The following is a 21,088-nucleotide window of genomic DNA, read 5'->3' as shown; positions in this document are numbered from 1 at the left end:
GAGGCACAGGTCACCGTAGTAAGGTAAAAATTCCACCCTTGCAGGAACGCCGAGCATTGAGCCTGCGCAAGCTGCTGACAACCTTCCTGAGCGGCCTCGTCGTATCGCTTCCCATCATCGTCACCCTCGCCGTTCTGGTCTGGCTGGTCGTGGTCGCGGAGTCGGTCATGGGCGGCGCTCTGGCTTTCCTGCTGCCCGAAGGGGCCTATATCGCGGGCATGGGGCTGATCGTGGGGATCGGGCTCATCTTCGCCGTCGGGATGGCGACACGCCTCATCCTTTTCCAATCGATGGTCGATACGGCGGAACGCCAGCTCAATCGCATCCCACTGGTCAAGACGCTCTACGGCGCCGTGCGCGATCTGATGGGGCTACTTTCCAACCAGGACAAGTCATCGCGCTTCTCGAAGATGGTTCTGGTCACCTGGCCCGGGGTTCCGATGCGTCTTTTCGGCTTCATCACGCTGGAGGACTTCTCCGCGCTGGGCATCGAGGCAGAAGGCGACGAGGTCGCCGTCTATCTGCCACTGAGCTATCAGATCGGTGGCTACATGGCGCTGATTCCAAGGCAGTATCTGAAACCGGTCGACATGAAGCTCGAAGAAGGCATGCGTTTCGTTGTGACGGCCGGCATGTCGCGCCCCCAAGAGGCACCGCCGCACGACGGCGACCCGCCTTCCGGGCAGTGAACTTCCTGGCGCACCTGCTGATTGCCGAGCGGCAGGAAGCTGAACCGGCCGGTGCCCTGCTCGGTGATGCCGTGCGCGGCAACGCGCTGACCCATCTGCCCCATGATGTCGCCGCCTCCATTCGGCTGCACCGCCGGGTAGACGCCGTCTTCGACGCCCACGCCGGCACACGGACGACACTGAGCGATCTCCCCGCAGGCGAGCGCCGCTGGGGCCGGCTGACCCTTGACCTCTACGCCGACCACTGGCTGGCGAAGCGCTGGCATGAATGGCACGACGAGCCCCTGCCCGACTTCTGCGCCCGCATGGCGACTGCCGTCGCCGCGCGCCGAGACGCCTTCGCCGCATTGTCGCTGGCGCCACCCGAGCCCGCGCGCCTGAAGGCGACACTGATGGGAGCGCGCGCCCCGGAGGGCGTCGAGACGGCAATCGACCGTATCGCCCAACGCGCCCGGCGCCCCGAAGCCGTACGCGCTGGCTGCCGTAACTGGCGGGACCACGGTGCGGTACTGGCACCGCATCTGCCGGCAATCCTGCGCGACTGCCTGCGGGCCTGAGCGGCGGGCGTTTTCGAAGGCTCCACCAGCTTGCCGCATTTATGGCAGCGCTTTCGATGCTCTAGAGTCATTTATGGCGAGATTCGAGCTAGAAGATAGCTCGAAGTGAGAATGTCGGAAGGGAATAGGAGCCGTTGTTGCTCTGCGGGTTCCGCGCCCTGTAGCCATAGCGCTATCGGAGGCCGCCACGCGACGGGGGTCGTGTCCCTAGCCGTGGTGTAGCTCCTTGGGTATGACGGTGGCTACCGGTTCGGCTGGCTGCGTTGCTTAGGCTGCCACAGCCGGCAGTTGCATGGCGGGTGGATGGATGACCTCGGTGATGGTTTCCCGGGTCATGTAGCGGGCACGTTGCACGGCCCACTCGTCGTTCTGTTCCAGGAGGATGGCGCCGACGAGGCGCCGGATTGCCGCTTCGTTGGGGAAGATGCCGACAACCTCGGTGCGTCGCTTGATCTCGCCGTTGAGACGTTCCAGCGGGTTGGTGCTGTGCAGCTTCACGCGGTGGGCGGCGGGGAAGTCCATGTAGGCCAGTACGTCGGTTTCGGCGTCGTCCATGAGCGTGGCGAGCTTGGGCACGCTGCTGCGGAGTTGGTCGGCGACGTGGCGCCACTGCTGGCGCGCTGCCTCGGCGTCATTCTGGGCGAAGGCGGTGGCGATGAAGGCGGAGACCACGCGCCGGCCACTCTTGCCGGCATGTGCCAGAGCGTTGCGCATGAAATGGACACGGCAGCGCTGCCAGGTGGCGGTGAAGACCTTGGAGACAGCCGCCTTGATGCCTTCGTGGCTATCGGAGATCACCAGCTTGACGCCCCGCAGTCCTCGCCGCGCGAGCTTGCGCAGAAAGTCCTTCCAGAAGGTCTCGGCCTCCGACGGGCCGATATCCATGCCAAGCACCTCGCGGCGGCCATCGTCGTTGACGCCGACCGCGACAATCACCGCCACCGAGATGATCCGGCCGGCTTGTCGGACTTTGACGTAGGTGGCATCGATCCACAGGTAGGGCCAGTCCCCCTCGATCGGTCGCTCCAGAAACGCGTGGACGCGCTCGTCGATCTCCTCGCACAGCCGCGAGACCTGGCTCTTCGAGACGCCGGTGCCGCCCATGGCCTGCACCAGATCATCGACCGAGCGGGTCGAGATCCCCTGGATGTAGGCCTCCTGAATCACCGCCGTCAGTGCCTTCTCCGACATCCGTCGGGGCTCCAGAAAGCCCGGGAAGTAGCTGCCCTTGCGCAGCTTGGGAATGCGCAGCTCCACGGTCCCGGCCCGCGTCTGCCAGTCACGCTCGCGGTAGCCATTGCGCTGCACCAGACGCTCGGCGCTCTTCTCGCCGTAACCCGCACCCGTGCGGGCGCCAATCTCCAGCTCCATCAGGCGCTGACTGGCAAAACCAATCATCTCACGCAGCAAATCAGCGTCCGGGCTCTTCTCCAGCAGCGCTCGCAGGTTCATCATCTCATCGGTCATCGGTGGTTCCTCGGTGAAGGTTGGTCGTCGCAATCCAAACCTAAACCAGTTGCCACCGGTGACACCCAATCACTTACACCACGTCGTGGGACACGACCCGCGACGGGTGCGGATCATACTGGCTCGCCGCTGCGCGGCATCGCACTAGAATCACGGACCGGACACCACATCTTCTATGTAAATCTGTGGAATCTGTGGTTGTTCTCTTCCCCGAATCTGCGGCAATCTGCGAAATCTGCGGTTACCGCCTTTCCTCGGGATAAGGCGAGGGCTTAGGCAGTAGACGCTCAGCGAAAGAGACTACGCCGGGAGACATCCAGTACCACTTCGCGCTCCAGCTCCTCGGCCAGCCGATCTCGCAGTGCGCGCAGCTGGGCGGTCGACACGTCTTCGGCGGCGTAGATATCGGCCTTGATGCGCACGCCGTCGGGCGTGACGCTGATCTCGGGGCGCGCCATCCGAATGGCCTGATCGCCGATCTGGAAGACGCGCTCGGCAATGTGGCGCTCGGCCTTCCAGGCGAACTGCATGCGCAGGAAGGAGGCGCCCAGCGGGATCGCGATCAGCAGCACGACGACCGCCGGCCAGAGCAGGCCGCGGCTGGTGCGCTTGACGGGCCCGTAGCCCAGCACCATGAAGGTGGCCGCGCCGGCCAGGGCGATACCGGCAAGGTTGGTGGCGAAGAGCAGACCGGCACCGCCGATGATGGCCAGATCCCCCCAGCCCAGGCCGATGCCGAGTACGGCCAGCGGCGGCACCAGCGCAACGGCGATAGCCACGCCCGGCAGGCTCTTCATGACGCTCTCGCGCGCGTAGGCGTAGGCGCCGGCGACACCGGAGAAGACCGCCACACCGAGATCGAGCAGGCTGGGCGCCAGCCTTGCGGCGATCTCCGGCGTCATCATGCGCACGGGCAGCAGGAAGGCCAGCGCCGCCGATACCAGCAGGGACAGACCGATACCGGCCGCGATCGCCACGCTCGACTGCTTCAGCAGCGCGAGATCGCGGCGCAACGCCGCCATCGACAGACAGATGATGGGGGCCATCAGCGGCGCCAGCACCATGGCACCGATGATCACCGCCGCCGAGTCCAGCAGCAGGCCAAGCGTGCCGATGAGCGCGGCGAGCAGGCTGAGGGTGATGTAGTCCGGTCCGATGCGGGCGCTCTCCTTCAGCAGCAGGAAGAGATCCTTGAAGTCCTCCTCCAGCGCGTGCGTGAACAGCGGCAGCCGCTTGCGGATCATGGCCAGCCGCGACTCGTTCTCCGGCAGATTCGCCAGGCGCAGCGTGTCCTTGCCCTTGTCGTCGATGCCCGCCATGTCGGCGAAGCGTGCACCGACATTCATCGACAGCGACTGCGCGTGCACTGTCACCTCGATGCGCTTGTCGCTGTGGCGCAGGCCGTCGATGCGGTAATCCAGCTCGGTATCGGATTCGATGACGAGGCGTTCGGTGCGGACATAACTCAGCGCGCGCGGCATGCGGGCGCCGGTGGCGGTGCCGCCGAAGGCGGCGCGCAGCAGAAAGCCCAGGTAGCGCACGATCGAGGTCGGCGCCAGCAACAGCGCCGCCACACGCCCGTCGCGTGCGGACAAGGTCTCGCCCAGCATGCGCCCGGCGACGAAGCCGACGTCGTTCTCCAGCAGCACGATGCCGGTCACTGCCGTCTGTCGCGCCTTCTCCTCTTTGCCGAGCTGCAGGCGGATCAGCGCCGGGTGGATGACAAAGAGGCGTTTCAGCGCTGTCCAGAACAGGCTCAACGCCATCGCCCAGCGCCGCCAGAACTGCTTCTGCAACCGCACCAGCGCCTGCCCGCGGCGGTCCAGGAAGGGCACGTCACCGATGGTCGCCTGACCGAGCACGATGTCGCCGTTGCAGCGCAGCACATCGAGGGCGACCTCCGGCTCGCGCAGGGCCAGTGCCAGCCGCTCCGCGGCGTCGGCCGGTAGGTCGTAGAAATCCCGCGTCTGCGTCAGCTTGCCCACCGGCAGCAGCCCGAGGCCGACACCTTCGCTTTCGGCAGCGTCCATGGCGCGTCGGATCATGCGGTCTTCACCCACCACGACCCAGTGCCGCGCGCCTTCGCATTCATCAGGCCGTTCCCCGTCCAGGAAGCGCTTGGCCGAGCATTCGTACAGCTGAATGCCATGTTCGGCGGCGAAGGCGCGGGCCTGCTCGCGAGCGGCTTCAACGGCCTCTTCGGCGCCTTCCGACTGGTAGAGAAGCACCGCGTCTGCGACGCAGCGTGGCGCCTGCTCCGCCTTCCCCGCCCCGGCCTCACTCATGCACGTCTCCCTGTCCTGTGGCGGCTTCAGCCGCGCCCGATGCGCGCCCGCGCCAGAGCGTCCGCCACCGCTCCCGCCGGACGCCCCTCGGCCTGCGCCGCGTCCAGCACCTGCCCCAGCGTGCGCGGAATCGCGTCGAGATGCCGCCGTGCCGAAGCTGCGTCGTAGGGACCTTGCCGGTGATAGTGAATGTCGATGATGCCGCCGGCGTTGACGACGTAGTCCGGTGCGTAGAGCACGCCGGCCTCAAGCAGACGCGCGTCGTCGGCCACCGTTGCCAGCTGGTTGTTGGCTGCACCCACCACGGCACGGGCGCGCAGCCGCGGAATGGTCGCCGCGCTGAGCACCGCGCCCAGCGCGCAGGGCGCGAAGATATCGACCGGCACGTCATAGATCGCCTCGGGGGCCACCACTTCGGCGCCGGTGGCCTGCGCGCAGGCTTTGGCGCTGAGGGCATGCGTATCGCTCACCCAGAGGCGCGCGCCGGCGTCACGCAGATGCTGCGCCAGCGCCGTGCCGACCCGACCTGCGCCCTGAATGGCCACGCCGACGCCGGCGAGATCGCGACTACCCAGCGCGCGCTCGGCGGCGACCTGCATGGCGAGAAAGGTGCCCAGCGCCGTCGCCGGCGAGGGATCCCCGTCGCCAGGCGCGCCTTCGGCCGCCAGGCCGCTGACGTGCGCGGTCTCTTCGGCCATGGCCCGGATATCGGCCACGCCGATGCCCGAATCCTCGGCGACGATGTAGCTGCCCGCCGCGCGCCCCACCAGCCGGCCCATGGCGTGCATCAGCGCCGGCGTCTTGTCCGCGCGCGGATCACCGATGATCACACTCTTGCCACCGCCCTGCGGCAGCTCGGCCAGAGCCGCCTTGTAGCTCATGCCGCGCGACAGGCGCAGCACGTCGGTCAGCGCCTCGGCTTCGTCGGCGTAGGGGTACATACGGCAACCGCCCAGCGAGGGACCTAGATGCGTGCTGTGTACGGCGACAATCGCGCGTAGGCCGGTGGCCGCGTCATAGCCGAAGAGCACGGTTTCGTGGGCGTCGAATTCGGGGTGCGCGTAGATCGCGAAGCTCAAGCCTTTCTCCGGGTCAATCCGGGTGGGTGAAACCCTGCAGCATTGTAGGGGTCAGCGCCCGGGCTGGCGGCTGCGCGATAATGGCGCCAGTCAACTTCCGTCCTTTCAAGCATTCCCAACGCGAGGCCCCAATGAACAGTCAGGATCCCATCGTCATCGTCTCCACCGCGCGCACCCCCATCGGCGGCATGCTCGGCGATCTCACGCCGCTGGCCGGCCACCAACTGGGCAGCGCGGCCGTCAAGGCCGCCGTGGAGCGCGCCGGTATCAGCGGCGACGACATCGACGAGGCCATCCTCGGCTGCTGCCTGATCGCCGCCCAGGGGCAGGCGCCGGCACGCCAGGCGGTGCGCGGCGCTGGCCTGCCCGACGCCGTCGGCGCCACGCAGATCAGCAAGATGTGCGGTTCCGGCCTGAAGGCCGTCATGCTGGCCAACGACCTGCTCACCGCCGGCAGCGCCCGCGTCATGCTCGCCGGTGGCTTCGAGAGCATGTCCAACGCCCCCTACATGCTGTCCAAGGCGCGCAGCGGTTACCGCTATGGCCACGACCGCATCTACGACCACATGGCCATGGACGGGCTCAACGACGCCTATGAGGCCGACCTGCCCATGGGCGTATTCGCCGAGCGCTGCGTCGACAAGTACCGCTTCACCCGCGAGGCGCAGGACGCCTTCGCCATCGAGTCGCTGGCGCGCGCCAAGCGAGCCAACGAGGATGGCAGCTTCGACGACGAGATCGTGCCGGTGGAAGTACCGGCTCGCGGCGGCGCGCAGACCTTCGACAAGGATGAGCAGCCCTTCAAGGGTCGCCCGGACAAGATTCCGCAGCTCAAGCCCGCCTTCAAGAAGGACGGCACCGTCACCGCCGCCAACGCGAGCTCCATCTCCGACGGCGCCGCCGCGCTGGTGCTGATGCGCGCCTCGGAAGCCGAGAAGCGCGGCCTGCAGCCGGTGGCACGCATCACCGGTCACGCCAGCCACGCGCGGCTGCCGGCCGAGTTCACGGTGGCGCCGGTGCACGCCATTGCCAAGCTGCTGGATGCCACCGGCTGGAAGGCCTCCGACGTCGGCCTCTGGGAGATCAACGAGGCCTTCGCCTGCGTGACCATGGCGGCGATGGAGGAGCACAAGCTCGATCCCGCGCGCGTCAACGTCAACGGCGGCGCCTGCGCGCTGGGCCACCCCATCGGCGCCTCCGGTGCGCGCATCCTCGTCACCCTGCTCAACGCCATGCGTCGGCGTGGCGAGAACCGCGGCATCGCCAGTCTATGCATCGGCGGCGGCGAAGCTGTGGCGATGGGCGTCGAGCTCGTCTAGCTCGTCAGGCTTACCGGGCACGTCTGGGGCGTAGCTGGGAGCGTCGGTCATGACCGCGCAGCGGATACCGGTCCTTATCGCCTGGGTGAGCTGCCTGCTGCCGCTGGTGGCGCTGCATGTCGCCTGGCTGGCTTCGACCTGGCTCGGACTGATTGAGGCCTGCAATCCCTACTGGGACGGCTGCACCTCGATCAGCCGCGCCGCACGGCAGGAGCCGGTGATCTACTGGTTCCGCTTCACGATGCAGCCCTACGGCTGGCTGTTGGCCGCTTTCTGGAGCTGCTGCTTCGTGTGGGCGGCGCGCGTGCACGAGGCCGCGGGCATTCGGCGCTGGGTGCTGCTCGGCTGTGGCCTGGTGGGGGCGCTGTTTTACACGCTTTATGCCACCTATCTCGGCGAGGAGGGCGACCTTCCGCGTCTGCTGCGCCGCTACGGCATCAATCTCTACTTCTCGATGACCGTGCTGGCGCAGATGCTGCTGATCTCCATCGCCACCTCGGCCGGTGTGCTGGCGCCGTGGCTGAAGCGCGCCTTCGTGACCGTGCTGGCGCTGCTGCTCGGGCTGGGGCTGGCCTCGCTACCGCTGCAGTTCGTCGTCGACGACCGCGACGCCTGGCTCAACGCCCTCGAGTGGGTCTATGCGCTGCTGATGGCGGCCTGCTATCCCCTTGTCGCCATCGCGTTCTCCCGCACCGGCTTCGGGCTGGAAGGGCGCTTCGACGACAGGGCGGACATGCGATGATCGCTCCATGCAGGATGAGCTGAAAAGAGTACGCGCGGTGCTGGAGGACTTCCGGCCAAGGCTGCAACTGGGTGTTGTCTTCGGCTCGGTGGGCACTGGCCAGGCTGGCGCCGCTAGTGATATCGATGTTGCGGTGGCCGCCAACGAGGCACTGGATACCAGCGCACGCATGGCCTTGACGCGCGCCCTGGCTGCCACAACCGGTCGGCCAGTGGATGTCGTCGACCTGCGCGCTGCCTCAGTGGCAATAGCGCTGCAGGCGCTGACTCATGGCCAGCCCGTGCACGAGAGCGAAGCGGGTATCCATGCCTCCTGGCTCGCGCGCACCTTGATCGACGCAGCGGACTTTCTGCCTCAGTACGAGGCACTTCTGGAACAGCGGCGGCGGCAATGGATCGCCTAGTACTGGCTTCGCGCCTCGAATCCCTACGGCGCTGTGTGCAACGCATCGTCGAGCGCCGTCCGGACTCCCTGGAAGCGCTGGAGCAGGACGCCGACCTACAGGACATCCTCAGCGTCAATCTGACGCGTGCCGTGCAGCTCTGCGTCGACATCGCTCTTCAGCTTCTCAGCGAGACCGAGGGCGCTGCCCCGGGCACGATGGCGGAAAGCTTTCTCCGCCTTGCCGAGCAAGACGTGATCCCCATGGCGCTCGCCGATCGACTGCGCGCGGCGGTCGGCTTCCGGAACATCGCAGTGCATCAGTATCAGCAGATCGACTGGGCGATCGTGCACAGCATCTGTCACGAACATCTCGACGACTTCCGCGAGTTCGCGCGCATTGCGTCCAGCGCGCTGGACGCTGATCGATAAACGGCGCCTGACGCGGGTCAGCTGCCGGCGACGGTCATCGCGCCGATCAGCACGCTGCCGGTGTGGATGCCGCTGCGGGTGTCGATATCACTGCCCACGGCCTCGACGGCCTGCAGCATCTCCAGCATGTTGCCGGCGATGGTGATCTCGTCCACCGGCTCGGCGATGGTGCCGTTGCGCACGACGTAACCGGCCGCGCCGCGCGAATAGTCGCCCGTCACGGTGTTGACACCCTGGCCCATCAGCTCGGTGACGAGCAGGCCTTCGCCCATGTCGGCGGCGAGCTGCTCCAGCCCGGCATCGGTGGTCGGATGCGCCACCAGGTTGTAGACACCGCCGGCGTTGCCGGTGGTGGCCAACCCCAGCCGCCGCGCGCTGTAGCTCGACAGCAGATAGTGCTGCAACACGCCGTCGGCGACGAGGTCGCGCTGCACGGTAGCCACGCCCTCCTCGTCGAAGGCGGCGCTGCCCAGGGCCTGCGGCAGATGCGGCTGCTGCTCCAGGCGCAGGCCCTCGGCGGCGATGCGCGAGCCGGCACGGTCGAGCAGGAAGCTGGCGCGGCGATAAAGCGACGCCCCGGTGGCCGCCCCGGCCAGCGCCGACCACAGGCTGCGCGCCAGCTCGGGCGGGAACAGCACCGGGCAGCGGCGCGTGCTCAGGCGCTGCGCGCCGAGGCGGGCGACGGCGCGCTCACCGGCGCGGCGGCCGACGGCGTCGGCGTCCAGCAGCGCCGCCGGCACGCGGCCGGCGGTGTACCAGTAGTCGCGCTGCATATCGTCCTCGACGCGCGCGATCACCGCGCAGGACAGGCCATGGCGCGTGCCGGAGCGCACGCCCCGAAAGCCGTGCGTATTGCCCAGCACCGAAACGCCGCGGCCGGTCTCCAGCGTGGCGCCCTCGCTCTGCTGAATGCGCGCATCCACCGCCAGCGCCGCCGCCTCGCAGGCGCGGGCATGGTCGATGGCGGCGTCGGCGTCACTCATCCAGGGATGGAAGAGATCGAGCTCCGGGAAGTCCGTGGCCAGATCCTTGCGCTCCGGCAGACCGTTGCAGGCGTCCTCGCCGCTGGCGCGGGCAATGGCCACGGCCGCTTCGGCCGCCGCGCGCAAACCGGCATCGGACCAGTCGGAGGTGCTGGCGCCGCCGACGCGTTGGCCGCAATAGACGGTCAGCGCGAGGTCGCGGTCGCGCTGGAACTCCAGCGACTCCACCTCGGCGTTGCGCACCGCCACAGTGAGCGCGCGCGAAAGGCTGGCGCCGGCCTCGGCGGCGTCGGCGCCGGCGTGCGTGGCAGCGTCGAGCATGCGCCCGACGATGGCCTCCGCAGTGGCGGTGTCGCTGGCGCGCTCGGTTTCGGGGTCTATGACGGATTCGGTTGCGACGGGCTGCTGGCTCATGCGCCCCAGTCTAGGGAAAAACGCCGCCGCGGGCGGTCTCAGCGGTAGGGGCGCTGCCGGAACCAGAGGTTGGCGATCCACTTCTCGCCGGCGTCCAGTGGCGCCGAGGCGTGCAAGGCCTTGGGGTGAACTTCCACCGTTCCGACACGGCAACTGTCGAAGATCAGCGCATCGCCGCAACGCGGCTGGATGGTGAGATCCAGACGCGGGAAACGGGTCTGCCCGCCGGCGTCGACGTCGTTGAGATAGAGGATGGCCGTGCACAGGCGCTGGCCGCCGCGACGGGTGTATTCGCGGCCGCGCGGCGTGTTCATGTCGTAGGCGTCGAAATGCGGGCGGTACTCGCCACCCGGCGCGTAGTGGACGACCTGCAGCGATTCGGCGTGCGCCAGCGGGTGACCAGCGGCCTCGGCAAGGCGTTCGCAGAGGCCACGCACGGTGGCGTCGTGGTCGTGCGGAATCCAGGCGTTCTGCGCGACGCGTCCGCTGCTCTTGCCGACCCCACCATTGAGGCTCACCGCCGCCTCGCTCAATCGGTCGCGCGCGCAGTCGATCAGATGATCGGCTTCCGCGCGCGAGAACATCGCCGCATGGCGGGCGATGCGCGGATCGGCGCACAGCCGCTCGGGAGGGGATTCCCCACGGCTCGCGTCCCGTGTCAGTTCGGGCATCTCCTGCAGCATGGCGCCAGCCTATAACGGCCGCCGCCGTCGCGTCAGCGGCCACGGCCCTACAATGCGCGCATGAGCCCCAGCGCCGCGGACGACGCCCTTCACGCCCTCGGTTTCGACGCCTTCCGCGCTGGCCAGCGCGAGGCCATCGAAACCCTGCTCGAGAGCGGTCGCGCGCTGCTGGTCGCCCCTACCGGCGGCGGCAAGTCGCTGTGCTACCAAGTGCCGGCGCTGATGCTGCCGGGCACCACCATCGTCATCTCGCCGCTGGTGGCGCTGATGGCCGACCAGGTCGCCGCCCTGCAGCAGCGCGGCGTGGCGGCGACCTATCTGGCCGCCACGCTGCCGGCCGAGACCATGCAGCAGCGCCTGGCCGCCCTCTGGCGCGGCGAGTACCGCATCGTCTACGTCGCCCCGGAGCGGCTGGCAGCAGCCGGCTTCCGCGAACGCATCAAGCAGCTGGACTGCCCGCTGATAGCGGTCGACGAGGCGCACTGCATCAGCGAATGGGGCCACGACTTCCGGCCCGAATACATGCAGATCGGCGAGATCGTGCGCGAGCTGGCGCCGCCGCACGTGCTGGCCTGCACGGCCACCGCCACCCCCGTGGTGCGCGACGAGATCGTGCACCGCCTGGACATGGGCCCGGAGACCGCACAGCTGGTACACGGCTTCGCGCGGCCGAATCTGGCGCTGCGCGCCGCCGAGGTCGGCGGCCAGCGCGACCGCCAGCAGCAGGTGGACGCCGCGCTGGCCGAGGCGCTGGGTCGGCCGGGCGACGGCCGCGGCGTGGCCATCGTCTACACGCCGACGCGCAAGCTGGCCGAGACCGAGGCGGGGCGACTCGCCGGCCAGGGCTGGCGCACGCGCGCCTATCACGCCGGCCTGCCCGCCGAAGACCGGCAGATCGCGCAGGAGGACTTCATGGCCGGCCGGCTGGACGCCGTCTGCGCCACCAACGCCTTCGGCATGGGCATCGACCGCAGCGATGTGCGCGCCGTGGTGCACTTCGGTCCGCCCGGCTCCATCGAGGCCTACTACCAAGAGGTCGGCCGCGCCGGCCGCGACGGCGACCCGGCCATCGGCCTACTGTGCTGGGCGCAGTCCGACCTGCCGCAGCGCCGGCGCCTGCTCGAGCGCGACGGCGAGGCGGACTCGGAGATCGTCGCGCACAAGTGGAACCTCTTCCTGGAGCTCATCCGCTGGGCGGAAGGCGGCGCCTGCCGGCACGACGCCATCCTGCGCTACTTCGGCGACGAGGCTGAGACGCTGGCCGGCTGCGGCCGCTGCGATGTCTGCACCACCATCGACGCCGGCGGCTCCGACGAGGACGCCACGCTGCTGGCGCGCAAGCTGCTCTCCGGTGTGGCGCGCATCCACGGCCGCTTCGGGATGAAGATGGCGGTCAAGCTGCTGCGTGGCGAGCAGGAGGAGCGCCTGGAACGGCAGGGTCTGACGCGCGTCTCCACCTTCGGCTTGCTCGCCGAGCGCAGCGAGGCCTGGATCACGCGCGCCCTCGGCCGCTGCGTCACCGCCGGCTGGATCGTCTTCTCCGGTGATCAGCATCCGGTGCTGCGCCTCAGCCCCGACGGCGACGCGGTGATGCGCGGCCGCCAGTCCGCGCGCTGGCTGCCGCCGGGCGAAGCCGGTGCGCCAAGCCGATCGGCCAGTGGCAGCCGGCGCCGCGCCACGCCTTCGGCCGACGATCCGGCGCTGGACGCAGCCGCGCAATCAGCCTTCGACGCGCTGCGCGCGGCGCGCCTGGACATCGCCCAGCGCGAGGGCGTGCCAGCCTACGTCGTGGCGCACGACCGCACGCTGCGCGAGATCGCCCGGCTGCGGCCGGACAGCCTGGCGGCCATGGAGGCGGTTCCGGGACTCGGCCCCGCCAAGATCGCGCGGTACGGCGAAGCGCTGCTGGATGCGCTGGCAGACGCCTGACGATGGCGGCGCTGCCTGGCGAAGATTTGGACCGCGCGCGCGGTAACCGCGTCGCCAGCTGCTGAATCGTACCGACCATGCCCAGTGACTGGCACCCGATCTTCGTGCACTTCGCGCTCGCCCTGCCGCTGGTGGCCAGCGTGCTCTATCCGCTCTCCTTCGCGCTGCCGACGGCGCGTCCGGCGGCGCACTGGTGCCTTGGGCTGGGCGTGGTCTTCCTCTGGCTGGCGGTGGGCAGCGGCATGTGGGCCACCCTGCTGGCCGATGCCGAGGGCGCGGCCCGGCAGGCCATCGCGCTGCATCAGTACTGGGGCTGGGCTACGGCCGTGCTGTATTCGCTGTCGCTTGCCCTGATCACCAGTCTGCGCCGCGTCGGCGCGCTGCTGCTGCTGACCCTCGCCCTAGCCGCCGCCAGCGCGGTCGTCACCGGCTGGCTGGGTGGCGAGAATGTCTACCACCACGGCATCGGCGTCCAGCAGCAGACGGAGCAGCCATGACGCAGCCCTTGGATCTCTCCGACTTCGAGCGCGCGGTCTTCTTCACCGGCGCCGGCATCTCGGCCGAATCCGGGGTGCCGACCTATCGCGGCCGCGCCGGCATCTGGGCCGAGTACGACCCCGAGAAAGTCGCCAGTCAGGCCGCCTTCGAGCGCGACCCGGAAACCGTGCTGGCCTTCCACGAGCAGCGCCGCGCGCTGGTGGCGGCCTGCGCGCCCAATGCGGCGCATCGCCACATCGCGGCCTGGCAAGCGGATCATTCCGGTGTCTCGGTCATCACCCAGAACACCGACGGGCTGCATGAGACGGCCGGCTCGAGCGACGTCGTCGAGCTGCACGGCAGCCTCTGGCGCACGCGCTGCGCAAGGCACGGCGTCCTCAAAGACCGCAGCGACGGCCCTTATCAGCGCCGGGATTGCCCGGAGTGCGGCGCGCGGCTGCGGCCGGATATCACCTGGTTCGGGGACATGGTCGACACCACAGCCTTCGAGGAGGCCGGCCGGCGCGTGGAAGCGGCCGACCTCTTCGTCGCCGTCGGCACTTCCGGCGTGGTCTGGCCAGCGGCGGGCTTCATCGAGCTGGCCGCGCGCAGCGGCGCGCGCATGATCGAGATCAACCCCGAGCCCAGCGAGGCCTCCGTGGCCTTCAGCACGCAGCTGCGCCAGCCCGCAGCCGAGGCGCTGCCGACGCTCTTCCCCTTGCCGGCGGATTGACAGTCGCGCGACCAGCCCCAACGCTGACGGCATGAGCGAAGCCAAGACCCTGCTGGTGGTGGCGCACGCCCCCTCCCCGAATACCCAGCGCCTGCTGGAGGCCGTGCTGCGCGGCGCGGCGCACGAGGACATCGAGAACGTGCGCGCCCGCCACGTGCCGCCGCTGGAGGCCGTGCCCGACGACGTGCTCGCCGCCGACGGCATCCTGCTGGGCACCACCGAGAATCTCGGCTACATGAGCGGCGCGCTCAAGGACTTCTTCGACCGCTGCTACTACCCCTGCCTGGAGCACACGCAGGGCCGGCCCTACGCGCTCTGGGTGCGCGCCGGCAACGACGGCACCGGCACCTGCCGCGCCGTGGACACCATCGTCACCGGCCTGCGCTGGAAAGCCGTGCAGGATCCGCTGGTCTGCCGCGGCGAGTTCCGCGAGGAATTCCTGCAGCAGTGCGAGGAGCTGGGGACCTACATGGCCGCAGGGCTGGATGCCGACATCTTCTAGCGATAGCGCCTGCCTTGAGCGAAGGCTTGAACCGCAGATATCGCAGATTCGCGCAGATTGTCGTTGGTAAGCCGGCGATGTCGCGAAGCGACGAGCCGTCTAAGTTACCCCTACACCAGCGCCGGAGCGCCGGGTGAGCGCAGGGGGCGGCCGGCCATGGATGGCCGGCCGAGCATTGCGCGGCAGGGATGCCGCTCAATGCGACCCCGAGCACACCCGGCGCGGAGGGAACCGGCCCGTCAGGGCCGGCGCAGGTGTCGGGGCGCGGTCTTTTGCTTACTTTTCTATCGCGTAATAGAAAAGTAAGCCGCGCCACTCTCGGAGACAAGTTCGGAAGCGGCGGGGTTTCCGGGCGCGGAACCCTGAGCGGAACTGAGAATAGGAGCATTCATAGCAACGTCTTGCTCTGGATTCCGCGCCTGACAACCAATCCGCTTTCGTAGTAGCCGCCTTCCCAGGCGCAGGTGACTTTTGTTTCGGCAAAAGTCACCAAAACCATGGTGCCCGCCGGGTGGCCTGCCGCGGCTACGCCGCGACAGGTCCCCGTCTCGGATACCGTGCTCGGGGCACGGGCGAACAGGCCATCCATGGCCTGATCGCCCTCGCTCGACGTCCTGTCTCGCGCCCCCTGCGCGCGCCATCCGAGCCGGCCACCCTCAAAGGGCACATTTAATACGGCTCGTCGCTTCGCGACATCGCCGGCTTACAGGGGACAATCTGCGCCAATCTGTGCCAATCTGCGGTTCGATTCCGTCCATCTGTGCCATCTGTGGATCAGGCCGCGGTCACAGCGCGTGCGCCGCCCGCACCAGTCGCCGCTGCAGACGCGGCGCATCGGGACCGTCGAGCTCCATGTGGCGCAGCGCGAAAGCGACCCTCTCGTCGTCGCTGGGCGCGGGACGCAGCAGAGCACGCACCAGACGCAGGCGACCGCTCCAGCTCTTTCTGGCCTTCTGCAGCCCCTTGAGTCGCCCGATCAGCGCGATCTCCTCGGGCCTGAGATCGGAGCCGAAAGGCAGATCCGGCAACCGGCCGTCCTTGCGGAAGGGCGCCAGCGCCTCGCGCACCCCGGCGGGCGTGTTGTTGCGAGCGCTTTCCGGCAGCGTGTAGTCGGCCGGCAGCTTGCCCGCAGCCTGGGCGGCTTCGATGAGCGCCGGCTGGCAGCGGCTGTCGGCGATGGCCAGCATGGCCTCGATGCACTCGCGGTCGGTCTTGCCGCGTAGGTCGGCGACGCCGTACTCGGTGACGACGATGTCGCGCATGTGGCGCGGCACGGTGTTGTGGGCGTATTCCCAGACGATGTTCGACTCCGGCGCCTCACCACCGCCGCGCGCGGCGCGCAGACAGAGCACGGATCGGCCCTCGGGCAGCTGATGCGCCATCGCTACGAAGTCGAACTGACCGCCCACGCCCGATACCACGCGGCCATTGTCGAGCTGGTCGGAAACCGCCGCGCCCAGCAGTGTGGCCTTCATCGTGATGTTGATAAAACGCGGATGCCGGCGCTGCAGCCGCTCCAGGCGGTAGTCGGTGTAGATGCGGTTGACCTCGGCCACCGAGGTCATTCCGATGCGCGCCCGCCGCACCTCGTCGAGGGCTTGCAGCCGCTCGTAGAGGTCGCCGGGGCCAATGAAGAAAGCGCCGTGCATGCTGATGCCGCCACGCAGCCCCGGACCGGCCGCGCCCGCATCCAGGGCGGCGCGCACCTGCGGATCGGCAAGGTCGTTGGCCAGGCTCTCGCCATCGGGCAGCCGCAGCGACTGGCCATCGCGCGCCAGCTCCTCGTGCACCAGCCCGTAGCGCTGCATGGCCGCGAGGAGGCCGCGGCTGATGCGCGGCAAGCCGGTCTGCCGATGCAGACGCTCGAAGAGCGGGCCGTGACCGTCGAGCAGACCGTCGGCGGCCCACTGCTGGATATCGATGTCGTCGAAAACTTCGCGCCGCACGATGCCGGCCTCGAAGAGGCTGAACAGCGGATTCGAGATCAGCTCGCTGGCCACGTACAGCCCGGCTTCGAAGCTCTTCGTACCGCCGATGGCCTCGGCGGCGTCGCGGCCGGCGATGGCGTCGAGGGCGGCATTGAAGCCGGCGTTGTCGGTATCGCGCAGGCGCAGCGCATGGCAGCAGGCGTCGCCGAGGCTGCCGATGCCGACCTGCAGCGTGCCGCCGTCGCGCACGAGGCTGGCCGCGCGCAGGCCGATGGCCCAGGCCGCGTCGTCCACCGGCTCGTGCGGCACGGCAAAGGGCGCGTGGCCCGGGCTGCCGTCGTCGAGGAGGGCGTCGAATTCCGTGGCGTCGACGACGGCGTCATTGCCCATCCAGGGCAGGCCGCGCTGGACCTGGCCCACCGCCATCCACGGGCGCTCGACAGCACGCATCATCGGTAGCAGCTCCAGCGTCACGTCGGGATTCGAGGCCAGACTGTAGACGAGCCCATCGTCGGTATCGCGCACGGCCACGGCCTGCGCCAGCAGATTCACCCCGCGTGAGAGCATGTCGCGCGCCACATGCGTGTAGTTGCTGCTGATGTAGTCCTGCTGGGCGCGGGCATGACCGAGGCGCGCGCCGGATTGCACATAGAACTCGATGACGCGGACATTGCTCGGCGTACGACCGGACTGGAAATCGGCCAGCCAACGCATGGCTGGATAATCGCCCCAGACACGTTGCGCGATGGGCGCCAGCACGCGCGCCTCCAGATCACTCCCCGGCGCTGGCGGGTTCAGCGAAAGCGCCGTGATGATGTCCAGCTCGATGCCCGGATCCTCGACGGCGCGCGCGTAGAGCGCGTCGAGCAGCGCGTTGGGCTTGCCGATGCCCAGCGGCGTGCCCAGGACAATGCGCTTGCCGAGCCGGGCGATGATCGCCTCGACGCAATCCTCGGGGCGGGCGTGCTTTTGCATGCAGCGATCTCGACGCGGGGGTGCGTGCCAGTGTAGCGGCAGTACCAGCCGCTAGAATGCAGGTCATGAATCAGTACACGCGCAATCCACCACTGGACGCCGAGTCCCTCGATCCCGACCCCATGCGCGAGCTGGAGCGCTGGATCGACGCCGCCCGCGAAGCCGGCATGCTCGAGCCCACGGCCATGACGCTGGCCACCGCCGGCGCCGACGGCATACCGGCAGCGCGCATCGTGCTCTTCAAGGGGCTGCACGAGAACTGTCCGACCTTCTATACCAACTACGCCTCACGCAAGGGCCGCATGCTGAGCGAGAACCCGCACGCCGCGCTGGTCTTCTGGTGGGACCAGATGGAGCGTCAGGTGCGGATCGAGGGGCGTGTCGAGAAGCTGCCGCGGGAGATCAGCGAGGCCTATTTCGCGAGCCGACCGCGCGAGTCGCAGCTGTCGGCCGCCGTGTCGCGCCAGTCGCGCCCGGTGGCTTCGCGGACGGAGCTGGACGCGCGCATGGACGAGGCGGCCGAGCGGATCGGCGACGGCGCGATTCCATGCCCCGAGCAATGGGGCGGCTATCGGCTGCTGCCGGCGCGCGTGGAGTTCTGGCAGGGCCGGCACGGCCGTGCTCACGACCGGCTGCTCTACGAGCAGGCCAACAGCGGCTGGCGCATCCTGCGGCTGGAGCCCTGAAGCTTCGCTCGCGCTAGACCCCGGCCGTCAGCCGCAGACGCAGCTGATCAGCCGGCATGGCCTTGGCGTAGAGATACCCCTGGTGCACACAGCAGCCCAGCTCGCGCAGCAGGTCGCGCTGGGCTTCGGTCTCGATCCCCTCGCCGACCACCTCGAGCTTCAGTACCTGCGCCAGCGCATTGGTCGCCGAGACGATCGCGCGCGAGCGCGAGTCGGTTTCCAGGTCCTTGATGAAGACGCGATCGATCTTGATGCCGTCGATGGGCAGCTCGACCAGATGCGACAGCGAGGAGAAGCCGGTGCCGAAATCGTCGAGCACTACGCGCACACCCTGCTCGCGCGCCGCCTGCAGCCTGGGCACGACCTTCTCCATGCCCCGCAGCGCCACGCGCTCGGTGATCTCCAGCATCAGCGAGGCTGGCGGCAGCCCGCTGGCGACGAAGATCTCAATCAGCCGTTCCAGGTGCTCATCGCGCAGCTCCGGTGCGGCGAGATTGAAGGCTACGGCGATGTCGTGGCCGTCGGCGTGCAGCCGCTTCAAGGTCTCGCAGGCCTGGCGAAAGCAGCGCTCCGAGGCTGGCAGCAGCAGGTCCGGGGTCGCCAGCAGGCGCTCCATCATCTCCATCGGCACCGGATGCACCTGGCCGTCGGCGTCGCGCATGCGCATCAGCGCCTCGGCGTGACAGATGCGCCCCGGCAGCTGATGCACGTCGACGATAGGCATGTACCACAGCTCCAGACGGTCGCTTTCGACGGCACGCCGCATGGCCTCGTGATGCACCAGATGCTTGCGCAGGCTGCCTGCCCCCGTCTCCCGGGCGCGCTCGACGGCGCCGGCACCACGCGCAGTGGCGTTATCGAGCGCCGCGCTGGCCTGGCCGATAACGGCGTCGACGGTATCGCCGTGCACGGGGAAGAGCGCGATGGAAGCCACCAGTTCGGCGCGCGTACCGCGCTGCACCTCGGCGTCGCTGCCCGCCGCCATCAAGGCCGTCACGATATCGGCCAGCGCGACCTCGGCACCGCTGCGCACCAGCAGTATCAGGACATCCTCGGCGTAGGCGGCGATGGTGTCGCACCACTGTCCGACAACGCCCTCCGCGCTGCGCGCGTAGCGGTTCAGCAGGGCGTTGGCCTCGGTCTCGCCGTAGACGGCACGCACACTGCCCAGGTTGACCACACGCAACATGATGACGGCGCCACTGGCGCCCTCCTCCACCCAGCGGCCGAGGCTCTGGCGCGCGGCGCGACGATTGGCCAAACCGGTGGTCTCGTCGCGATGCACCAATTCCGCAAGGCGCGCTTCGCGTTCTCCGACGCCATCAAGGGCCTGGGCGATAAGGCGGAACTCCCGCCGCGTCGACTGCAGCGGCGTCATGTCGTCGGTCAAGCCGGCCGCAACGCGCTCGGCGCGGCCGGCCAGTGCGACCAGCGGCTGCACGACCTGTCGCCGGAAACCCCACAGCGCCCCTGCCTGCAGAAGCAGCATGGCGAGGATGAGTAGACCGACAGCGACCCGCATGTGCCGCGACAGGCTCTCGATACGCATATCGAGAGCGGTGACTGCCCGGTCGGCCTCCGCCCGCAGCGCGCCCTGTTGCCGGGGATCCTCAAGTCCTTCCGCCTGAGCAGCATTCATGCGTGCGATCAGTTTCTCCGGAGCGGGGACGGCTCCGACCTCGGCCGGAGTGCCGGAACCTTCGCCGCTGGCGAGCCCGGCGCGCAGCTGCTGCAGCGTCTGCTTCTGCGTATTCAGCGTCTCCAGCTGCTGCAGGGCATAAGACTGCCAGAGCGCAAAAGCGAGCAGCAGCAATACATTGGCAGCGAGCACGCGCAACACGTCGCGGCGCAAGGAGCTCCGGTCGCGCGGCGCGGAGACATTTCCCTCAGCGGCCATAGCCGCTGCAGTGCCCCGGTAGCTCGGGTTCAGGCTGAATTTTCTGGACGACACACTGGATCCGATACGGACATTCATCCGGCCGACAGCCGGTTGCGGTTTATATTGGCACGAATACTCTTGATAACGGCTTGGCTCATGGCGCAACGATCTCTGGCATTCATCTCGGGCGTCGCCATTGCGACGGCTCTGGCCGCTTGTGCGACAACGCCCACGGGCCGCAGCCAGCTCATGCTGGTATCCGGCGAGCAGATGCGCGCCATGGGCGCCGAGGCCTTCGCGCAGATGCAGGAAGAAACCCCTGTGGCTCGCAACACTCCGGCAGCGCGCTATGTCCAGTGCATCAGCGATGCGCTGGTAAGGGTGATCGCACCCGAGCAGGAGTGGGAAGTCCAAACCTTTGAGCAGGACTCGGTGAACGCCTTCGCGCTGCCGGGCGGCAAGATCGGCGTCTACACCGGCCTGATCAAGGTTGCGGAGAACCAGGACCAACTCGCGGCGGTCATCGGCCACGAGATCGCCCACGTGCTCGCCAACCATTCCGCCGCCCGGGTTTCGAACCAGCTGGCCGCGCAGCTGGGTGCTTCGGTGCTCGCCGGCGCCACCGGCATGAATCCGGAACTCATCGGCATGGGTGCGCAGGTGCTCCTGCTGATGCCCTACGGCCGCGCCGATGAGAGCGAAGCCGACGAGCTGGGGCTGCGCTACATGGCGCGCGCCGGATTCGACCCGAGCGCCGCCCCGGCGCTCTGGGTGAATATGGCAGAGGCTTCCGGCGGCCAGGCGCCTCCGGAATTCATGTCGACGCATCCCTCCCACGACACGCGCATCCGCGACCTCCGCGCCCAGCTCGGGGACGCACAGCCACTCTATGAGCAGGCGCGGCGCGAAGGGCGGCGACCGAACTGCCAGCGCCCGTCCGGGGTCTAG

20 protein-coding genes are annotated in these 21,088 nt (G+C 68.7%); 12 read left to right on the top strand and 8 right to left on the bottom strand.

Annotated features, from left to right (window positions below):
- The first annotated feature begins 56 nt into the window (after nucleotides 1-56).
- Nucleotides 57-689, top strand: a complete 633-nt coding sequence (locus tag U743_RS00715; protein ID WP_232226686.1) for a DUF502 domain-containing protein — start codon at nucleotides 57-59, stop codon at nucleotides 687-689.
- A complete protein-coding gene (locus U743_RS17825; protein ID WP_052367361.1) occupies nucleotides 686-1,246 on the top strand; it encodes an ACP phosphodiesterase in 561 nt (186 codons plus the stop codon). Before U743_RS00715 ends, U743_RS17825 begins: the two co-directional genes overlap by 4 nt.
- Nucleotides 1,247-1,513: 267 nt before the next feature.
- Here the strand turns inward: U743_RS17825 and U743_RS00705 are convergent, their stop codons facing one another.
- The 3 genes from U743_RS00705 to U743_RS00695 form a co-directional block, all read right to left on the bottom strand.
- Nucleotides 1,514-2,713, bottom strand: a complete 1,200-nt coding sequence (locus tag U743_RS00705) for an IS256 family transposase (protein WP_043764746.1) — start codon at nucleotides 2,711-2,713, stop codon at nucleotides 1,514-1,516.
- A 287-nt stretch (nucleotides 2,714-3,000) separates the two neighbouring features.
- Nucleotides 3,001-4,998: a DUF389 domain-containing protein gene (locus U743_RS00700; RefSeq protein ID WP_043764744.1), complete on the bottom strand. Its 1,998-nt coding sequence runs from the start codon at nucleotides 4,996-4,998 to the stop codon at nucleotides 3,001-3,003.
- A gap of 26 nt (nucleotides 4,999-5,024) precedes the next feature.
- Nucleotides 5,025-6,077 carry a Glu/Leu/Phe/Val family dehydrogenase gene (locus U743_RS00695; protein ID WP_043764742.1) on the bottom strand — a complete coding sequence of 351 codons (1,053 nt, stop codon included), beginning with the start codon at nucleotides 6,075-6,077 and terminating at the stop codon, nucleotides 5,025-5,027.
- Between the two features lie 131 nt (nucleotides 6,078-6,208).
- Between U743_RS00695 and U743_RS00690 the strand changes: the two genes are divergently transcribed.
- The 4 genes from U743_RS00690 to hepT are packed head-to-tail and all read left to right on the top strand — an operon-like array spanning nucleotide 6,209 to nucleotide 8,951.
- Entirely contained in the window at nucleotides 6,209-7,396 is a 1,188-nt protein-coding gene (locus U743_RS00690) for an acetyl-CoA C-acyltransferase (protein WP_043764741.1), read from the top strand.
- Nucleotides 7,397-7,445: 49 nt separating this feature from the next.
- Nucleotides 7,446-8,138, top strand: coding sequence for a hypothetical protein (locus U743_RS00685; RefSeq protein ID WP_052367360.1), 693 nt, complete (start codon nucleotides 7,446-7,448; stop codon nucleotides 8,136-8,138).
- 7 nt (nucleotides 8,139-8,145) lie between these two features.
- Nucleotides 8,146-8,541: a type VII toxin-antitoxin system MntA family adenylyltransferase antitoxin gene (gene mntA, locus U743_RS00680; RefSeq protein WP_043764738.1), complete on the top strand. Its 396-nt coding sequence runs from the start codon at nucleotides 8,146-8,148 to the stop codon at nucleotides 8,539-8,541.
- The gene (gene hepT / locus U743_RS00675; protein WP_043764736.1) at nucleotides 8,529-8,951 is read left to right on the top strand and encodes a type VII toxin-antitoxin system HepT family RNase toxin; all 423 of its coding nucleotides are present in this window, start codon (nucleotides 8,529-8,531) and stop codon (nucleotides 8,949-8,951) included. The genes mntA and hepT overlap by 13 nt, the downstream gene beginning before the upstream one ends.
- A gap of 17 nt (nucleotides 8,952-8,968) precedes the next feature.
- On the opposite strand, the gene pmbA is transcribed toward hepT, so the two are convergent.
- Both pmbA and U743_RS00665 read right to left on the bottom strand, forming a co-directional pair.
- Complete coding sequence (gene pmbA / locus U743_RS00670; RefSeq protein WP_084191254.1) at nucleotides 8,969-10,348, bottom strand: metalloprotease PmbA; 1,380 nt, start codon at nucleotides 10,346-10,348, stop codon at nucleotides 8,969-8,971.
- 38 nt (nucleotides 10,349-10,386) lie between these two features.
- Nucleotides 10,387-11,031 (bottom strand): prolyl hydroxylase family protein, encoded by a 645-nt coding sequence (locus U743_RS00665; RefSeq protein WP_052367359.1) that lies wholly within the window; start codon nucleotides 11,029-11,031, stop codon nucleotides 10,387-10,389.
- 60 nt (nucleotides 11,032-11,091) lie between these two features.
- Between U743_RS00665 and U743_RS00660 the strand changes: the two genes are divergently transcribed.
- The 4 genes from U743_RS00660 to U743_RS00645 all read left to right on the top strand — a co-directional run bounded on the left by U743_RS00660 (nucleotide 11,092) and on the right by U743_RS00645 (nucleotide 14,672).
- Nucleotides 11,092-12,960, top strand: a complete 1,869-nt coding sequence (locus U743_RS00660; RefSeq protein ID WP_043764734.1) for a RecQ family ATP-dependent DNA helicase — start codon at nucleotides 11,092-11,094, stop codon at nucleotides 12,958-12,960.
- Nucleotides 12,961-13,037: 77 nt separating this feature from the next.
- The gene (locus tag U743_RS00655; protein ID WP_043764732.1) at nucleotides 13,038-13,457 is read left to right on the top strand and encodes a DUF2231 domain-containing protein; all 420 of its coding nucleotides are present in this window, start codon (nucleotides 13,038-13,040) and stop codon (nucleotides 13,455-13,457) included.
- The gene (locus tag U743_RS00650) at nucleotides 13,454-14,170 is read left to right on the top strand and encodes an SIR2 family NAD-dependent protein deacylase (protein WP_043764729.1); all 717 of its coding nucleotides are present in this window, start codon (nucleotides 13,454-13,456) and stop codon (nucleotides 14,168-14,170) included. The genes U743_RS00655 and U743_RS00650 overlap by 4 nt, the downstream gene beginning before the upstream one ends.
- 31 nt (nucleotides 14,171-14,201) lie before the next feature.
- Nucleotides 14,202-14,672, top strand: a complete 471-nt coding sequence (locus U743_RS00645; protein ID WP_052367358.1) for a flavodoxin family protein — start codon at nucleotides 14,202-14,204, stop codon at nucleotides 14,670-14,672.
- Between the two features lie 388 nt (nucleotides 14,673-15,060).
- On the opposite strand, the gene U743_RS00640 is transcribed toward U743_RS00645, so the two are convergent.
- Entirely contained in the window at nucleotides 15,061-15,261 is a 201-nt protein-coding gene (locus tag U743_RS00640; RefSeq protein WP_156966285.1) for a hypothetical protein, read from the bottom strand.
- A 196-nt stretch (nucleotides 15,262-15,457) separates the two neighbouring features.
- Entirely contained in the window at nucleotides 15,458-17,575 is a 2,118-nt protein-coding gene (locus U743_RS00635; protein ID WP_043764723.1) for an acetyl-CoA hydrolase/transferase C-terminal domain-containing protein, read from the bottom strand.
- Nucleotides 17,576-17,640: 65 nt separating this feature from the next.
- Here U743_RS00635 and pdxH point away from each other — a divergent pair, with 65 nt between their 5' ends.
- Nucleotides 17,641-18,261 (top strand): pyridoxamine 5'-phosphate oxidase, encoded by a 621-nt coding sequence (gene pdxH / locus U743_RS00630; RefSeq protein WP_156966284.1) that lies wholly within the window; start codon nucleotides 17,641-17,643, stop codon nucleotides 18,259-18,261.
- A 13-nt stretch (nucleotides 18,262-18,274) separates the two neighbouring features.
- Here the strand turns inward: pdxH and U743_RS17820 are convergent, their stop codons facing one another.
- Complete coding sequence (locus U743_RS17820) at nucleotides 18,275-20,158, bottom strand: bifunctional diguanylate cyclase/phosphodiesterase (protein ID WP_052367357.1); 1,884 nt, start codon at nucleotides 20,156-20,158, stop codon at nucleotides 18,275-18,277.
- 138 nt (nucleotides 20,159-20,296) lie between these two features.
- On the opposite strand from U743_RS17820, the gene U743_RS00620 reads away from it, so the two are divergent.
- Nucleotides 20,297-21,088 (top strand): M48 family metallopeptidase, encoded by a 792-nt coding sequence (locus tag U743_RS00620; RefSeq protein ID WP_043764719.1) that lies wholly within the window; start codon nucleotides 20,297-20,299, stop codon nucleotides 21,086-21,088.

Origin of the sequence: Algiphilus aromaticivorans DG1253, from assembly GCF_000733765.1 — a bacterium.
Taxonomy (GTDB): domain Bacteria; phylum Pseudomonadota; class Gammaproteobacteria; order Nevskiales; family Nevskiaceae; genus Algiphilus; species Algiphilus aromaticivorans.
This window is presented reverse-complemented; position numbering and strand designations above follow the sequence as displayed.